Source organism: Dehalogenimonas formicexedens (assembly GCF_001953175.1).
Lineage (GTDB): Bacteria > Chloroflexota > Dehalococcoidia > Dehalococcoidales > Dehalococcoidaceae > Dehalogenimonas > Dehalogenimonas formicexedens.
Map to the genome: position 1 here is coordinate 2,044,771 of NZ_CP018258.1, position 13,016 is coordinate 2,057,786.

The 13,016-nt window shown below is 54.6% G+C and carries 16 protein-coding genes and 1 tRNA gene; 9 read left to right on the forward strand and 8 right to left on the reverse strand.

The genetic code is table 11. The features are described from left to right. Positions 1–267 precede the first annotated feature (267 nt). The gene (gene radC / locus Dform_RS10705; protein WP_076004958.1) at positions 268–996 is read left to right on the forward strand and encodes a RadC family protein; all 729 of its coding nucleotides are present in this window, start codon (positions 268–270) and stop codon (positions 994–996) included. Between the two features lie 5 nt (positions 997–1,001). Here radC and Dform_RS10710 read toward each other — a convergent pair whose 3' ends face one another. The 8 genes from Dform_RS10710 to Dform_RS10745 all read right to left on the reverse strand — a co-directional run bounded on the left by Dform_RS10710 (position 1,002) and on the right by Dform_RS10745 (position 6,501). Further along, positions 1,002–1,520: a methylated-DNA--[protein]-cysteine S-methyltransferase gene (locus Dform_RS10710; protein WP_225973691.1), complete on the reverse strand. Its 519-nt coding sequence runs from the start codon at positions 1,518–1,520 to the stop codon at positions 1,002–1,004. A 35-nt stretch (positions 1,521–1,555) separates the two neighbouring features. Beyond that, on the reverse strand, positions 1,556–2,113 hold the full coding sequence (locus tag Dform_RS10715) for an HPF/RaiA family ribosome-associated protein (RefSeq protein ID WP_076004960.1): 558 nt from the start codon (positions 2,111–2,113) through the stop codon (positions 1,556–1,558). A gap of 22 nt (positions 2,114–2,135) precedes the next feature. Next, positions 2,136–2,825: a ComF family protein gene (locus tag Dform_RS10720; protein ID WP_076004961.1), complete on the reverse strand. Its 690-nt coding sequence runs from the start codon at positions 2,823–2,825 to the stop codon at positions 2,136–2,138. A 12-nt stretch (positions 2,826–2,837) separates the two neighbouring features. Continuing rightward, entirely contained in the window at positions 2,838–3,059 is a 222-nt protein-coding gene (locus Dform_RS10725) for a hypothetical protein (RefSeq protein ID WP_076004962.1), read from the reverse strand. A gap of 163 nt (positions 3,060–3,222) precedes the next feature. Then, positions 3,223–3,525: a muconolactone Delta-isomerase family protein gene (locus Dform_RS10730; RefSeq protein WP_076004963.1), complete on the reverse strand. Its 303-nt coding sequence runs from the start codon at positions 3,523–3,525 to the stop codon at positions 3,223–3,225. An 84-nt stretch (positions 3,526–3,609) separates the two neighbouring features. Beyond that, positions 3,610–4,026 (reverse strand): hypothetical protein, encoded by a 417-nt coding sequence (locus tag Dform_RS10735; RefSeq protein ID WP_076004964.1) that lies wholly within the window; start codon positions 4,024–4,026, stop codon positions 3,610–3,612. Between the two features lie 71 nt (positions 4,027–4,097). Beyond that, positions 4,098–6,176, reverse strand: coding sequence for a copper-translocating P-type ATPase (locus Dform_RS10740; RefSeq protein WP_425481066.1), 2,079 nt, complete (start codon positions 6,174–6,176; stop codon positions 4,098–4,100). A gap of 106 nt (positions 6,177–6,282) precedes the next feature. Beyond that, positions 6,283–6,501 carry an FmdB family zinc ribbon protein gene (locus Dform_RS10745; RefSeq protein WP_076004965.1) on the reverse strand — a complete coding sequence of 73 codons (219 nt, stop codon included), beginning with the start codon at positions 6,499–6,501 and terminating at the stop codon, positions 6,283–6,285. Between the two features lie 132 nt (positions 6,502–6,633). Between Dform_RS10745 and Dform_RS10750 the strand changes: the two genes are divergently transcribed. From Dform_RS10750 to selD, 8 genes are all read left to right on the forward strand, one after another. Then, positions 6,634–7,518: a branched-chain amino acid ABC transporter permease gene (locus tag Dform_RS10750; protein WP_076004966.1), complete on the forward strand. Its 885-nt coding sequence runs from the start codon at positions 6,634–6,636 to the stop codon at positions 7,516–7,518. Further along, positions 7,519–8,451: a branched-chain amino acid ABC transporter permease gene (locus Dform_RS10755; protein WP_083635459.1), complete on the forward strand. Its 933-nt coding sequence runs from the start codon at positions 7,519–7,521 to the stop codon at positions 8,449–8,451. It abuts the gene before it with no gap. Then, positions 8,427–9,206 (forward strand): ABC transporter ATP-binding protein, encoded by a 780-nt coding sequence (locus tag Dform_RS10760; RefSeq protein ID WP_076004967.1) that lies wholly within the window; start codon positions 8,427–8,429, stop codon positions 9,204–9,206. The genes Dform_RS10755 and Dform_RS10760 overlap by 25 nt, the downstream gene beginning before the upstream one ends. Next, positions 9,207–9,926, forward strand: coding sequence for an ABC transporter ATP-binding protein (locus Dform_RS10765; RefSeq protein ID WP_076004968.1), 720 nt, complete (start codon positions 9,207–9,209; stop codon positions 9,924–9,926). 168 nt (positions 9,927–10,094) lie between these two features. After that, positions 10,095–11,282, forward strand: coding sequence for an ABC transporter substrate-binding protein (locus Dform_RS10770; protein ID WP_076004969.1), 1,188 nt, complete (start codon positions 10,095–10,097; stop codon positions 11,280–11,282). 92 nt (positions 11,283–11,374) lie between these two features. After that, a tRNA-Sec gene (locus Dform_RS10775) sits at positions 11,375–11,469 on the forward strand. A gap of 60 nt (positions 11,470–11,529) precedes the next feature. After that, entirely contained in the window at positions 11,530–11,889 is a 360-nt protein-coding gene (locus Dform_RS10780) for a four helix bundle protein (protein ID WP_076004970.1), read from the forward strand. 129 nt (positions 11,890–12,018) lie between these two features. Further along, complete coding sequence (gene selD / locus Dform_RS10785) at positions 12,019–13,008, forward strand: selenide, water dikinase SelD (protein ID WP_076004971.1); 990 nt, start codon at positions 12,019–12,021, stop codon at positions 13,006–13,008. Positions 13,009–13,016 lie beyond the last annotated feature (8 nt).

Here is a 13,016-nt window from a genome sequence, read left to right on the forward strand (position 1 = left end):
TTTTTTTGATCAGCATCAGGCATCGATGACCGGCAGGTTCCCAATAAAACCATGCTTCCTGGTTGTACAAGCGTGCTAACATTCACGGCGGATATTATAGCACGAGTGTTCCTTGGGATTGTCAAGCGTTTCGTGTCGTTTTTCGCCTGTTTCTAATAATATATTTTGACATCTACGGTATAACCAACCGGAGATTGCTTCGTCGTTTCACCCCCGCAAAGACAGTGGTGTGACATCGGTTGCAAAAAAGTGGTATAAGTTCCAGCTATGAGCGACGATACGAAAAGCCAGGTCGAGGGCCATCGCGGGCGGCTGAGGGAGCGCTTCAATAAGGGCGGCCTGACCGCCCTGGCCGACTACGAGGTCGTCGAATTACTGTTGACACTTGGCGAACCCCGCCGGGACTGCAAACCCGCCGCCAAGGAGGCTTTGAAACGCTTCAAAACCCTCCGCGGCGTTTTGGAAGCCTCGCGGGAAGAACTTCAGCAAGTTCCTGGCATCGGACCGAACAACTCCATCGCCATCCGGCTGATCTGTGATGTGGCAAGAGAACTGCTGAAAGAGAAGGTCGCCGACCAGCCAATCGTCGGCACCCCGGAGCAGGTCAAGGATTACCTTAATGCCTCGATGGGCGGACTTAAGAAAGAGGAATTCAGGGTTATCTACCTCGACGCCCAGAACCGAGTCCTCGAAGTTGCCGAGATGTTCCATGGCACGGTCAATGCCTCAGCGGTGTGGGTAAGGGAAGTCATCGAAGAAGCATTAAAACGCCAGGCGGCAGCGATGATCTTCGTTCACAATCATCCTTCCGGTTCAATAACACCCAGCCAGCAGGACCGGGCCATTACCCGAGACCTGGTGTTAGCCGCCGAAGCGGTGGGAATCCGGGCTCTCGATCATATAATCGTCGGCGGCGACAAGCACTTCAGCCTGGCATCGGAAGGGCTGATGGACAAATACGTGGCGGAGTTCCAGAGTTTGAGAGGCCGAAAGTAGCCGGACTACTTCCTGTTCTTCTTTTCCATCGCTAGAAGCTTCTGTTTGGTCTTGATCCCGCCTGAGAAACCGCCCAACCCACCGTCGGACGCCAAAACACGGTGGCAGGGAATCAGGATAGGGACCGGATTAGCCCCAAGCGCCTGCCCCACCGCCCTGGCGGCTCCAGGCCTGCCAATTTCCTCAGCCAGTTGACCATAGCTCCTGGTCTCGCCGTAGGGTATCCGGCAAGCCGCTTCATAAACCTGTTTTTGAAAGTCGGTGGTGCCGGTGAGATCGAGCCCTTCTTTGAAGACAACGGGCTGTCCCACGAAGTAATGCCTCAACCTGTCACCCAGGCCACTGCCGGGGGAAAGGTCCTGTTCTTCAATCCCAAGTTCTGTCAGTACGGAGTTCCGGTTCTTCGTGGGTAGGGTCAGGCGCCTCACACCCTGTTCCGATGCTTCAATGCCCACCCACCCTTGGGCAGTTTCAACCATTTCGTATTTCGATGCCGATCTATTCGGTGATCTTTTTAAAGCCATCATTCCATCCCTATACCAATTCGCGCCGACTAGCCTCAGGCAACATCGATCTCCATCAGCTTGAAGCCGCCGATCTCCTGGCGATACAGCAGGCTCACTTTGCCCTTGGCGTTGCGGAAGAGCAGAAAGTCATCCTTGGAATCGTTGATCCTATCGACTGCCTGGGCCAGGGTCATAGGTTCCGCGGTGACGCGTTCGATGTCAATCGCGACATCGCTTTCCCTCGACAGAAGCGGCGGAGTCGGTTTGGTCTCGGAATAGGTCGCCGATTCGAAGCGCTGGCTTTCACGGTCAAAGTCATTGCCCTTGTTTTTGAAGTCCAGCGCCTGGCGCTCCATGATTCCCGCCAGGTTATCGACAGCGGTTACCAGGGAAGCGGCGCGGCATTCGGAAGTACGTACCGGGCCAAGAATATCGAGAAAGCCGCGGGCGACAAAACGGTCCTTGGCAGCTTTAGTTTGTTCCTCGAAAAGGTCAACGCGCAGTTCCCTTGCCTGGGGCACGTGGCGTCCAATCTTGTTCAAGCTGCGTTCAACCTGTTTTCTGGTTGTATCGTCGAGGGTCAGATCTTTGGTGGTGATGTACAGTTCCATGGTGCGCCTCCTTGAATCCTTCCTATATTTCCCTGGCCAGGGTCAACGCCCTTATCTCTTTGGCGCCGGCTTCCGCCAGCGTCTCCGCGCAGGAGGAGAGAGTAGCGCCGGAGGTAGCCACGTCATCGATCAGGATAACCCGGCGGCCTGTGAAATTATTATAACACCCGAAAGCGCCAACTACTGCAAGACGGCGGGCTTCGACAGAGGAACTGTCGGCCTGGGGAGGGGTCGGTTTTATCTTTCTTAGTGCCTCGAGGAACACGGGAAGACCGGTAAGCTTGTGGATCGAAAGCGCGAGCAGTTGCGCCTGATTATAACCGCGTTCGCGGAGACGGGACTTGTGGAGGGGCACCGGAACGAGCGCATCCCCAATAATTTCATTGTTTTTAAGGAAATCAGCCATCAGGGCACCGAGGGTGGGGGCGATATCACGGAGGTTGTTGTATTTAAGCTGGTGTACCGCTTTTTTGATGACGCCTTCGAATCGGAACACCGAATTCAACTGCTTCAACTCCTGCGAGAGCAGGTCGCAGTCAGGGTGATGGTCCAGGCTTTTGCCGCAACAGGGGCAATAGGGAGGTTCCTGGTACGGAAGGCCGGCACGGCATCTCTGGCACAGATAATCGCCCTCCCGGCCGCAACCCAGGCAGTACTTTGGAAAAAACACGTCCAGCAGCTTTTCACTGCTGCCGAGGAGCCGTCCGAACATGCGGAATTAGGGCTAAAAGTTTACCGGATTGCGCTGCCGGCCATTAATGCCGTTGCCGATTGGCTCGTTGATATATACATCGCCGTTGCGGATCTTCAGGTTGTAACCGCAATCGGGATTGGTGCAAACCCATGCCTTGTAATGGATCGGCGCGCCCTGGTTGCCGAAATCGGAGAGGGGTACCAGATCACCGGTGCCGCACTTCTGGCATTTAGGAAAACTTGATACTTCCACAGAAACTACCTCCCAGCCAAATTGCTTTGATTGGGAAAGAAGTATATATCATGTCATATGGCTTATCAAGGTTTTTTATCAAATATTTGTTAAGTTTGCCATCATAAAAAGGGGAGCCCCCGGTTCTTCCGAGGGCTCCCTCAATCATTCCTATTGATTGGGCCTACGCAAAATTTTTCAGGCTATTGATGATGATGTCAGCGCTTTCGTTAAAATCGATCATCGGCCGTACCGACCACTGGGTTAAAGGGGATAATGGAAACGTCAGCAGTAGTTTCATCAATTCCTCGTGGTTTGGGACGTTCATTATGAAGACGCCGCCGCCGTCGGTGAAGCTGTAAACGGCTTCAAGCTGCCCCGCCTGTTTGTGACGGCTGACCCAGTCCTTTGCCGCTCGGAGATAGTTGGCCTGATCCTTGTGACCGGCTCCTGGGATAACCTGATGACCGGTGACCAAATACTTCATATCACAATTCCGGATTACGCGTGGCGGCGAATTTTTGAACGTTTTTACTTTACCACCTGGGAGCCAGGCGGCACAAGAACCGCTTCAGGAAATTATGGTTACCGTCACATGCAGACGATAATCAGACTGCCCGATGGTTTGATTCAGCCTGGGATACGGGGTGACGTCAAATTTTATGAGATAACGATTATAAATTTGGCTCGCACCCTCATCCGAACCTCGCTGGGTCAGGGTGATCTGTTCCTTCTTCCCGTCCAGATCAAGCGTCACCAGGCATTGGACCTGCCCTTCCCAGACACATGAGGCTCCCTCCGGGCACCGGCTGTCGTTCAGAACCTTTTCGAACTTAAGAGTCATCTTTTCCGAATTCAATTCAACGGCCTGTCCCGGCTTAAGGTCTACACTTTGACCCAAGCTGGCGTTCAGCGGTTTCTCACCGCATCCGGTTAGCCCGATCGCAAGTATGAGAACCCCAACCACGGCTACCATAATGTTCTTCATAATCCCCTCCAAGGTACTGATGTTGATTCTGACATTGAAAATAACGAAATTCTTTCGTTTTGGTTAGGTCCCTATCTCAGCTTCAATAGTTGTGCGTTGATGGCCACAATGACCGTCGAGAGCGACATCAAAACTGCCCCCGCCGCCGGGGACAAAAGCAAACCGAACGACGTGAATACCCCTGCCGCGGCAGGTATGGCGATAGCGTTATAGCCCGTCGCCCAGGCCAGATTCTGAACCATTTTCCCATACGTCGCCCTGGACAATTCGAAGATGCGAACCACGTCCGATGGGCTGGAGCGCACCAGGACGATGTCACCGGTCTCGATCGCGATCTCCGTGCCGGCGCCGACGGCAATGCCGATATCAGCCTGGGCCAGGGCCGGAGCGTCATTGACACCGTCCCCGGTCATGGCAACCGTCAGGCCGCCAGCCTGGAGTTCCCTGATCTTTGCTGCTTTCTGATCCGGGAGTACTCCGGCAAAATATTCGTCCACACCGGTTTCCGACGCCACCCACCGCGCGACCTCTTCCCTGTCACCGGTCATCATCAGCACCCTTTTGCCCAGGGCTTTCAAGGCAGCCACCGCCGATTTGGATTCCGGCCGAACGACATCAGCCAGTACGATAGCCCCCACCGCGATCCCGTCAATAACCGCAAAAACCACCGTTTTGCCCTGGTTAAGCGCCGTTTCTACCTTTTCCCTGTCGAAATAACCGATCTTGGCTTCATCCAGGTAGGCCGGGCTGACCACCATCACCTCGCGGCCTTCCACCCTGGCCCGCGCCCCTCGACCGGGCAACGATTTGAAATCCTCGGCGGGAAATGTTGCCGGAGCCCCCGCGGCAACGCTGTTGGCGATGGGGTGCGACGAGTGCTTTTCGACCGAAACGGCGTATTTTAAGATTTCTTCACGGGAAAACCGGTCATCCAGGACGAGCACGTCGGAAATGCCGAATTTCCCTTCAGTCAGGGTCCCGGTTTTATCGAAAACGACGGCGTTGACAGAACGGGCCCTCTCGAAGGCATTCCTGTCGCGGATCAGCAAACCGGACCTGGCCGACAGACTGGTTGACACGGCGATAACCAACGGCACTGCCAGGCCGAGGGCGTGAGGGCAGGCGATCACCATCACCGTGACCATACGTTCGACGGCAAAGTCTGATTGCCTGGAAGAGAATATGAGCCACCCCAAAAGAGTCAGAAAACCCGCTGAAATGGCAATAGCCGTCAGCCATCTCGCAGCGCGGTCCGCCACGTCCTGGGCGCGGCTCTTTGACTTCTGGGCTTCGGCGACGAGCCTGGCTACCCTTGACAAATAGGATTGCTCGCCCGTCCCGGTAACCTGGACAGTCAGTGAACCGTCACCGTTCAGGGAACCGCCGATGACTGTTGAGCCCGATGTTTTTTCTACCGGCAGTGATTCTCCTGTTAGCAGGGCTTCATTGACCGAACTTTGGCCGTGTGTCACATTGCCATCGGCTGGAATTTTTTCGCCCGGCTTGACGAGAACGCGATCATCCCTTACAAGCTGATCGACCGACACATCTGCGGTAATGCCATTTTCAGACAAACGGTGGGCAATCGCCGGCAACAGCTTTGCCATCTCCTCAACAGCCCTGGAAGCCCCGCCAACAGAACGCATTTCAATCCAATGCCCCAGGAGCATGATGTCCACCAGGGTGGCAAGTTCCCAGTAAAAGATCTCACCGTTGAGCCCAAAGGTGACCGCAGAAGAATAGAAAAAGGCAACTGAAATAGCCAGGGCTATCAGAGTCATCATGCCAGGGTTTCGCCCGGAGAGTTCCCGTTTGAATCCGGCCAGAAACGGCCATCCGCCATAGACATAGACGAAGGCGGCAAGAACCCACAGCAGGGCGTCGCCACCAGGGAGGGAGATTGTCAAACCGAGAATATCCTGGATAAACGGCGACAGAACCAGGATGGGTAATGTGATAGCCAGGCTAATCCAGAATCGCCGGGCAAAGTCGGCAGTAGCGTGCCCGGCGTGCCGGCCGTCGTTCATTTTCTGATGATCCATGCCGGCCATACCCGGCATCTCACCCTTGTTCGAAACCTCGGCTACGGAGGCATTAGGTATCGGGCGATGTGACTTGCCGGCATGGTTACCGGAGGAACGCATCTCCATGAACTCATTCTAAAGTACATTCACCGGAAGCCGGTAATCATGGAGAAGCTGTAAAAAAGGGCGGCTCGTTCGAGTCCGCCCTCCAGTACTGAGTGATTATTGTAGTCTAATGACAGGAACTGCAGGATGACGATGAGCAGCTGGAGCAGCCGCCTCCGCCACCGATGTTCTGCCCGCCGGAGCCCTTGGCCATGAACGTAGACGCGATGCGCTTGGCCTGCCCTTTGCAGACCGGGCATTCAGCCGGGTCGGTGGATTGGCTCATCGGCCGCAGCAGATCGAATTTTTTCCGGCAGTCCATACAACGGTATTCGTAGATCGGCATTGTTTTCAGTCTCCTATAGTTACTTATTTTAATCCCGCCAAGCCTAACACGTCAATTCCCCTGACATAAAATTGCCACGCTGAGCCTTAATCTGTTATATTTACGCGGATTTTTCCCCTGGCGTGACTGGATTTGAACTGGCCTCAGATTCTACTTAACTCGGCGGTAACCGGAAGCCTGTACCTCATCTCAGCCATTTCGCTGACGCTGGTGTACGGGCTGGCTAAGTTTCCTAACTTTGCCCACGCCGAGATCATGTCCCTGGGAGGCTTCATCGGTTTCTGGATCAGCGAACAGCTTGGCGCCCCGCTGCCCGTCGCTTTCCTGGTCGCCTTCATCGTCGCCGGCCTCGCCGGATTCTTGAGCTACCGGTTGATCTTCAAACCGTTGTCTGACAAGGGCGCCAGCCTGATCCACCTGATGGTCGCCTCTATGGCTCTCGGCTTCATTCTTCGTCATACCGAGGGGCAGATCTGGGGTTTCGCCCCTTTAACTTTCCAGAAGATTGTCTGGCCCAGCTGGGAGCTGGGTTCGGTCCATATAACCCTGGACTGGATCCTCCTGATCGTCACCGCGATTTGTATAGGCATTGCCCTCCATTTCATGATGACCCGGACGAAGATCGGCAAAGCGATCAGGGCGACAGCTTCCAATCCCAAGCTGGCATTGTCATCAGGGATCAACACGACCCGGGTCCTGGTCATTACCTGGTTCGTTTCCGCGGGTCTGGCCGGAATAGCCGGACTTTTCCGCGGCGTCGAGACCCGGGTCTCACCGTACCTGGGTTGGGACATCCTGTTGCCGACATTCGCCGTAGCCATGCTAGGCGGTATCGGCAGCTTTTATGGGGCGATGGTGGCGGCGGTCATCATCGGCCTGGCTGAGAACATAGGCGTGGTGCTGCTTGCCCAGGCGGGCTTGTCCACCGATTACAGGATGGCTATACCCTTCGTGATTTTGATCGCGGTCTTGATATTCCGGCCTCAGGGGCTGGCAAAGGCGTTCAGGGGTAATTAGATGGATCTGATACTAGTATATGTGCTGAACGCTTTGGTGTATGTGGGCATCTTTTCTATCGTTGCCCTGTCCCTTAATGCCGAATACGGCTACACCGGTTTGGCAAGCTTCGGCAAAGTCGCCTATTTCATGATCGGCGCCTACTCCTTCGCCATACTGGTGGAAGCCGGCGTCCCGTGGCCTCTGGCGATTGGCCTGGCCGCAGTAATCGCCGCTTTCTTCGGACTTCTCGTTTCTTTGCCCGCGATCAGGCTTCGTGAAGACTACCTCGCCATTGTCACCCTGACCTTCGGGGAAATACTGCGCATTTTCATCAAGGCTGAAGACTGGCTGGCCAACGGTGTCTGGGGCATCTCGGTGCCGCCGTCGTTTGCGACAGGTAACTTCTCCAAGCAACTAATCATCAATATCATCCTGGTGGGGGCTATCCTGGTCGTATGCTACTTCTTCATGCGACTGTTGGCCAACTCCCCCTTCGGTAGGATCATGCGGGCTCTCCGGGACGATGAGACCGCGGCCGACGCCATAGGCAAGAACCGGATCAAGTACAAAGCCCAGGTGTTCATGATCGGCTCAGCCATGGCTGGAGTCGGCGGCGCGCTGTTCGCCAATTTTATCGGCTACATCACTCCCGATTCTTTCCTGCCGATCATCACCTTCACCATCTGGATGATGGTCATCCTGGGAGGACCCGGCTCCAATATCGGAGTCATCGTAGGCGCCGCAGCGGTGCAGTTGTTCGAGCGCGGCACCATAATCCTGAAGGATTACATTCACCTTCCCGTCGATCCGACGAACGTCCAGAACATCTTGTTCGGACTTATCATCATCGTCATCCTGATGTATCGCCCCGGGGGACTTTTCAAGGAAAGCAAGGTCAATACACTCGGCACTAGGAGGGCCATGCGATGGCTGAATCCCTCCTCAAAGTAGAAAACCTGATCAAAAACTACGGCGGTTTGTGCGCCGTGGATGGCGTTAGCCTGGAGGTCGGGCGCGGACAATTCGTGGCCCTGGTAGGTCCCAACGGCTGCGGCAAAACGACCCTGCTTTCTTCGATCTACGGACTCCGGCCGTCCGATGGCGGGCACGTCACCTTTGCCGGACGGCATATCGAAAAATTATCACCTCACCAGATTTTCGACCTTGGCATGGGTAACGCTTTTCAATTCCCTCGTCTTTTCCCCAGCATGACAGTGCTGGACAACATGATCATCGCCGCGCGCAATCAGCCCGGCGACCACCTGTGGAATTCACTCTTCAGACGCGGCGCCTGGCATCGTGATGAAGAGCGGCTGGCTATCCGGGCGATGCAATTATTGGAACTCCTTAACCTCTCTCACCTTACTTTCGCCAAGGCAGGCGAGATGTCCGGCGGGCAGCAGAAACTATTGGAGATCGGCCGGACGCTGATGGCCGAACCGGAAATGATGCTGCTGGACGAGCCGGCGGCCGGGGTCAATCCGGTTTTGGGCATGCAGATCTTTGCCGAACTGGACAAGCTCAAGCGGGAAAAAGGCATGAGTTTCCTCATCATCGAGCACCGGCTTGAACTGATCATGGAATTCACCGATTGGGTTTATGTCATGGACCGCGGCAAGATCGCGCTCCAGGGCGAACCAGCCAAGGTGATCAATGACCCGATCTTCTTCGAGGTATATATCGGCGCCACCAAGGAGAGGTCCTAGATGTCCGATATCTTTACAGCGGCAAATATCGTCGCCGGATACGGTGATGTTCACATCGTTAACGGCGTTTCCTTGCGGCTCGAGGAAGCCGGGAGCGTGGCTATCGTAGGTCCCAACGGCAGCGGCAAATCAACCCTGCTTAAGAGCTTCCTGGGGTTCGCCCATTTATTCAGCGGTAAAATCACGTTCGGGGGAAAGGACATCACCGGTCTCACATCAGACAGAACCGTTTCACTCGGCCTGGGTTACGTTCCCCAAACAGATAACGTTTTCAGGAACCTGTCCATCCAGGAAAACCTGGAGATGGGGGCCTTCGTCCGAACCGATCGACAGCAGGTGAAAGCGGACATCGATAGGATGTACCAGATCTTCCCGGAGCTCGAGCGGCGCAAGAAGTTTTACGCCGGCAGCCTTTCGGGAGGGGAACGCCAGATGCTGGCTATCGCACGGGCGATGATGGCCAACCCCAGGGTGCTTCTCCTGGACGAACCCCTGGCCTCCCTGTCTCACAAGGCAGCCGAAGGCATCCTGGAAAAACTCAGGCTGATCAACAGCCACGGGACCGGCCTGATCGTCATCGAACAGGACACCCGCCGCGTCCTGGCTTTTGCCAAGCGAGCTTACGTTCTGGTCAGCGGGCAACTTGCACTCGAAGGTGAAGCGGCTACCATCCTCGAGAATGATGAAGCCCGAAAAAAATACCTGGGCCTTTCCGGCTAAACTTTAACGGGTATTAGTACTCTAGTTCCTGAATCGTTCTCCAGCGTATGGTTAACGTTGGCTGACAAGAGCTTGGCACTAGGACAAAGGTACAATAAAATTTGACACCGATTTCTTAAGCGTTGTAATATCAGCCAAATTTCTCATTTTGTGGAAAGGGGGACCCAGGTGTTTAAAAAGGCAGCAATCCTTCTTCTGACACTCGTAATGGCAGTCACCTTTGCCGCCTGCGGCAGCGGTAACGGCAACACTACCCCATCCGGCACTACCCAGCCACCCGATGTTAACCTCGGCGTGGTCATGGACATTTCCGGTGCCCTGTCCGGCATCGGCGGCAGCTTAGTTAAAAGCATCCAACTTGCCGTTGAACAGGCCAACAACGCCGGCGGCATCAATGGAGCCAAAATAAAGCTGTTCATCGAAGACGGTAAAACCGACCCGGCGGCGGGTTTCGAAGCCATCAAGAAATTGGGCACGATCAACAATTGTAAAGTGATTATTGGCCCCATGATTTCAGGTGCGGTCATGTCCTCCGGTCAGTGGGCCCTCGATAACAAGGTCCTGCTGATTTCCCCTTCAGCCACTTCACCCGATATCGCCCAGCAGGCATGGCGACAGTTCTTCATCCGCACTGCGACCACCGATGATATCCAGGGCAAGGCGATGGCCAAGATCATCACCGATGCCGGCACCAACAAGAAGGTCGCCTTCATGGTCCAGAACAACCAGTACGGTGTCGGTATCGCCAACGCCGTGACCGCGTCTCTCGCCGGCAAGGCGACAATCGTGTCCACCATCAAGTACGATCCCACAAAGCTTGACTACCTCTCTGAACTGCAGCAGATCAAGGCCGCAGCGCCGGACTTCATCGTCCATGCCGGATACGAAGATGATGCCATCATCGTCTTCAAGCAGGCCGCTCAGCTCGGACTCGGCAAACCAATCCAATGGATCACCTCCGAAGGCGTTAAAGCCGCCAAGACCCTTACCGACGCCCAGGCCGCCGCCTTCATGGCCCAATCAGTCGTCGGCACTAACCCGGTTTCCCAGGGTACCCTGTTCGACACCTTCAAGGCTGCCTACAAAGCTAAATATAATGAAGAACCGGGAACCTACAACGACACCGTTTACGATGCCACCAATTTGGCCATCGCCGCAATGAAGCAGGCGGGCACCAACGATTCAGCCAAGATCGCCGCCGCCGTTCTGACCATCGGCCAGAATTATGCGGGTGTCTCAGGCCCGATCACTTTCAACCAGTACGGCGACCGGACATCTGCAACCTTTGAAGAATGGGGTGTCGTTCAAAACGGGAGCACTTACACCTATACCCAGATCAAGCTGATCACATCCTAAACTAAAATCCAATACCTTTGAGAGGCGCCTTTTCAGGCGCCTCTCTTTTTTATGCCAGTCTCTAAACGGCTGTGTTATAATCTCTCTCTAACGGAGGCGGATAGGCTCTGGTGGGCCTCGCGGTCTTCAAAACCGTAGGCGGCGGCGCAAACCGTCGCGGGGGGTTCGATTCCCTTCCCCTCCGCCAATTAACAAATCCGAAATCCGAATATCGAAATCCGAAACAAATACGAATTCGATTTCAAAAATGGAAAAGAAATACGATCTTGAGCAGAGAACTGAAGCCTTTGCAGCTGCAGTGATCGAAGCTTCTCGGCGGTTACCTAAAGATCCAGCGATTAATGAATTAGTTCGACAGGTTGTCAGGGCTGCTGGTTCAATTGGAGCGAACTACATTGAAGCCAACGAATCTTTAAGTAAAAAGGATTTAGCTGTCAGAATCAAGATATGCCGTAAGGAAGCTAAGGAATGCCGCTATTGGTTGAGTCTTATCAAACCAACCGGTGAAAATCTTGAAACTCAATTTTCGGCTCTCATACAAGAATCCACTGAACTAATGAATATTTTTGGAGCTATCTTACGCAAAGTTTCTGACTCTGATGTTTAATAAAATGTATTTTGAGTTTTTTCGGATTTCGGATTTCGTGCTTCGAATTTTGTCGATCGAAAGGGGGTGAGCCGTATGAGTAACAAACGCCTGACTGAATACTCAGCGTACTCCGGCTGAGCGGCCAAGATAGGTCCGGGTGACCTAGCCAAAGCCCTGTGCGGCTTGCCCATCAAGTCCTATCCCGAAGTATTAGTGGGACTCGAAATGCCTGACGATGCAGGCGTGTACCAACTCACGCCCGAGATCGCCTTAGTGCAAACGATCGACGTCATTACCCCGGTCGTCGACGACCCTTTTGCTTTCGGCCAGGTTGCCACCGCTAACGCTCTCTCCGATGTCTACGCCATGGGAGGGAAACCGGTAACGGCGATGAGCTTTGTCGGCTTTCCGAGCGGCAAAATGGAGATCGAAAGTCTTCGGCTTATCATGGAAGGAGCACTTTCCAAGCTCGACGAAGCGGGCTGCGCGCTGGTGGGGGGGCATTCGGTAAAAGACGATGAAATCAAGTTCGGCCTGTCAGTCACCGGCATCATCCACCCTAAAAAGGTTCTCACCAAGGGCGGAGGGCAACCGGGAGATAAATTGATTCTGACCAAGCCGCTCGGTACCGGAATCCTGAATACCGCGCTAAAAGGGGGCCAGCTTAACGAAGCCGGGATTGGAGCGGTCATCTCGCAAATGATCGCACTGAATAAAACCCCGGCGGAGATTGTTGATGACCTTGGGGCCCACGCAGCCACTGACATCACGGGTTTTGGGCTGATCGGCCATGCGGCAGAAATGATGACCCGAAACGAGGTCGGTTTCAAATTGTATTGGAACCAGATACCCCTTATGGAAGGCGCTGAGCGTTGGGCCAAGGCCGGACTTATTCCGGGCGGCGCCTATTCCAACCGTGAATACCGGGAAGATCTGCTCGACCCAGAATTTGAACTTGACGAATGGATGCTGGATGTCCTGTTCGACCCTCAAACCTCCGGCGGGCTACTGATCGCCGCCCAGGAACCGGTGGTCGAAGACATGGTAAGCCGGATTCGTGCCGCCGGGTTCCCATCGGCCGCCATAATCGGCGAGGTCATAGCTGACCCGAAAGGCAGAATAATCATCACAGAATAGAGGCAAAA

Coding starts and splice junctions, on each gene's coding strand:
- Dform_RS10735 (WP_076004964.1), bottom strand. CDS start 4,026: ATGAAGAACATTATGGTAGCCGTGGTTGGGGTTCTCATACTTGCGATC.
- Dform_RS10765 (WP_076004968.1), top strand. CDS start 9,207: ATGTCCGATATCTTTACAGCGGCAAATATCGTCGCCGGATACGGTGAT.
- Dform_RS10715 (WP_076004960.1), bottom strand. CDS start 2,113: ATGGAACTGTACATCACCACCAAAGATCTGACCCTCGACGATACAACC.
- Dform_RS10730 (WP_076004963.1), bottom strand. CDS start 3,525: ATGAAGTATTTGGTCACCGGTCATCAGGTTATCCCAGGAGCCGGTCAC.
- Dform_RS10760 (WP_076004967.1), top strand. CDS start 8,427: ATGGCTGAATCCCTCCTCAAAGTAGAAAACCTGATCAAAAACTACGGC.
- Dform_RS10710 (WP_225973691.1), bottom strand. CDS start 1,520: ATGGCTTTAAAAAGATCACCGAATAGATCGGCATCGAAATACGAAATG.
- Dform_RS10780 (WP_076004970.1), top strand. CDS start 11,530: ATGGAAAAGAAATACGATCTTGAGCAGAGAACTGAAGCCTTTGCAGCT.
- Dform_RS10745 (WP_076004965.1), bottom strand. CDS start 6,501: ATGCCGATCTACGAATACCGTTGTATGGACTGCCGGAAAAAATTCGAT.
- Dform_RS10720 (WP_076004961.1), bottom strand. CDS start 2,825: ATGTTCGGACGGCTCCTCGGCAGCAGTGAAAAGCTGCTGGACGTGTTT.
- Dform_RS10755 (WP_083635459.1), top strand. CDS start 7,519: ATGGATCTGATACTAGTATATGTGCTGAACGCTTTGGTGTATGTGGGC.
- radC (WP_076004958.1), top strand. CDS start 268: ATGAGCGACGATACGAAAAGCCAGGTCGAGGGCCATCGCGGGCGGCTG.
- Dform_RS10740 (WP_425481066.1), bottom strand. CDS start 6,176: ATGGAGATGCGTTCCTCCGGTAACCATGCCGGCAAGTCACATCGCCCG.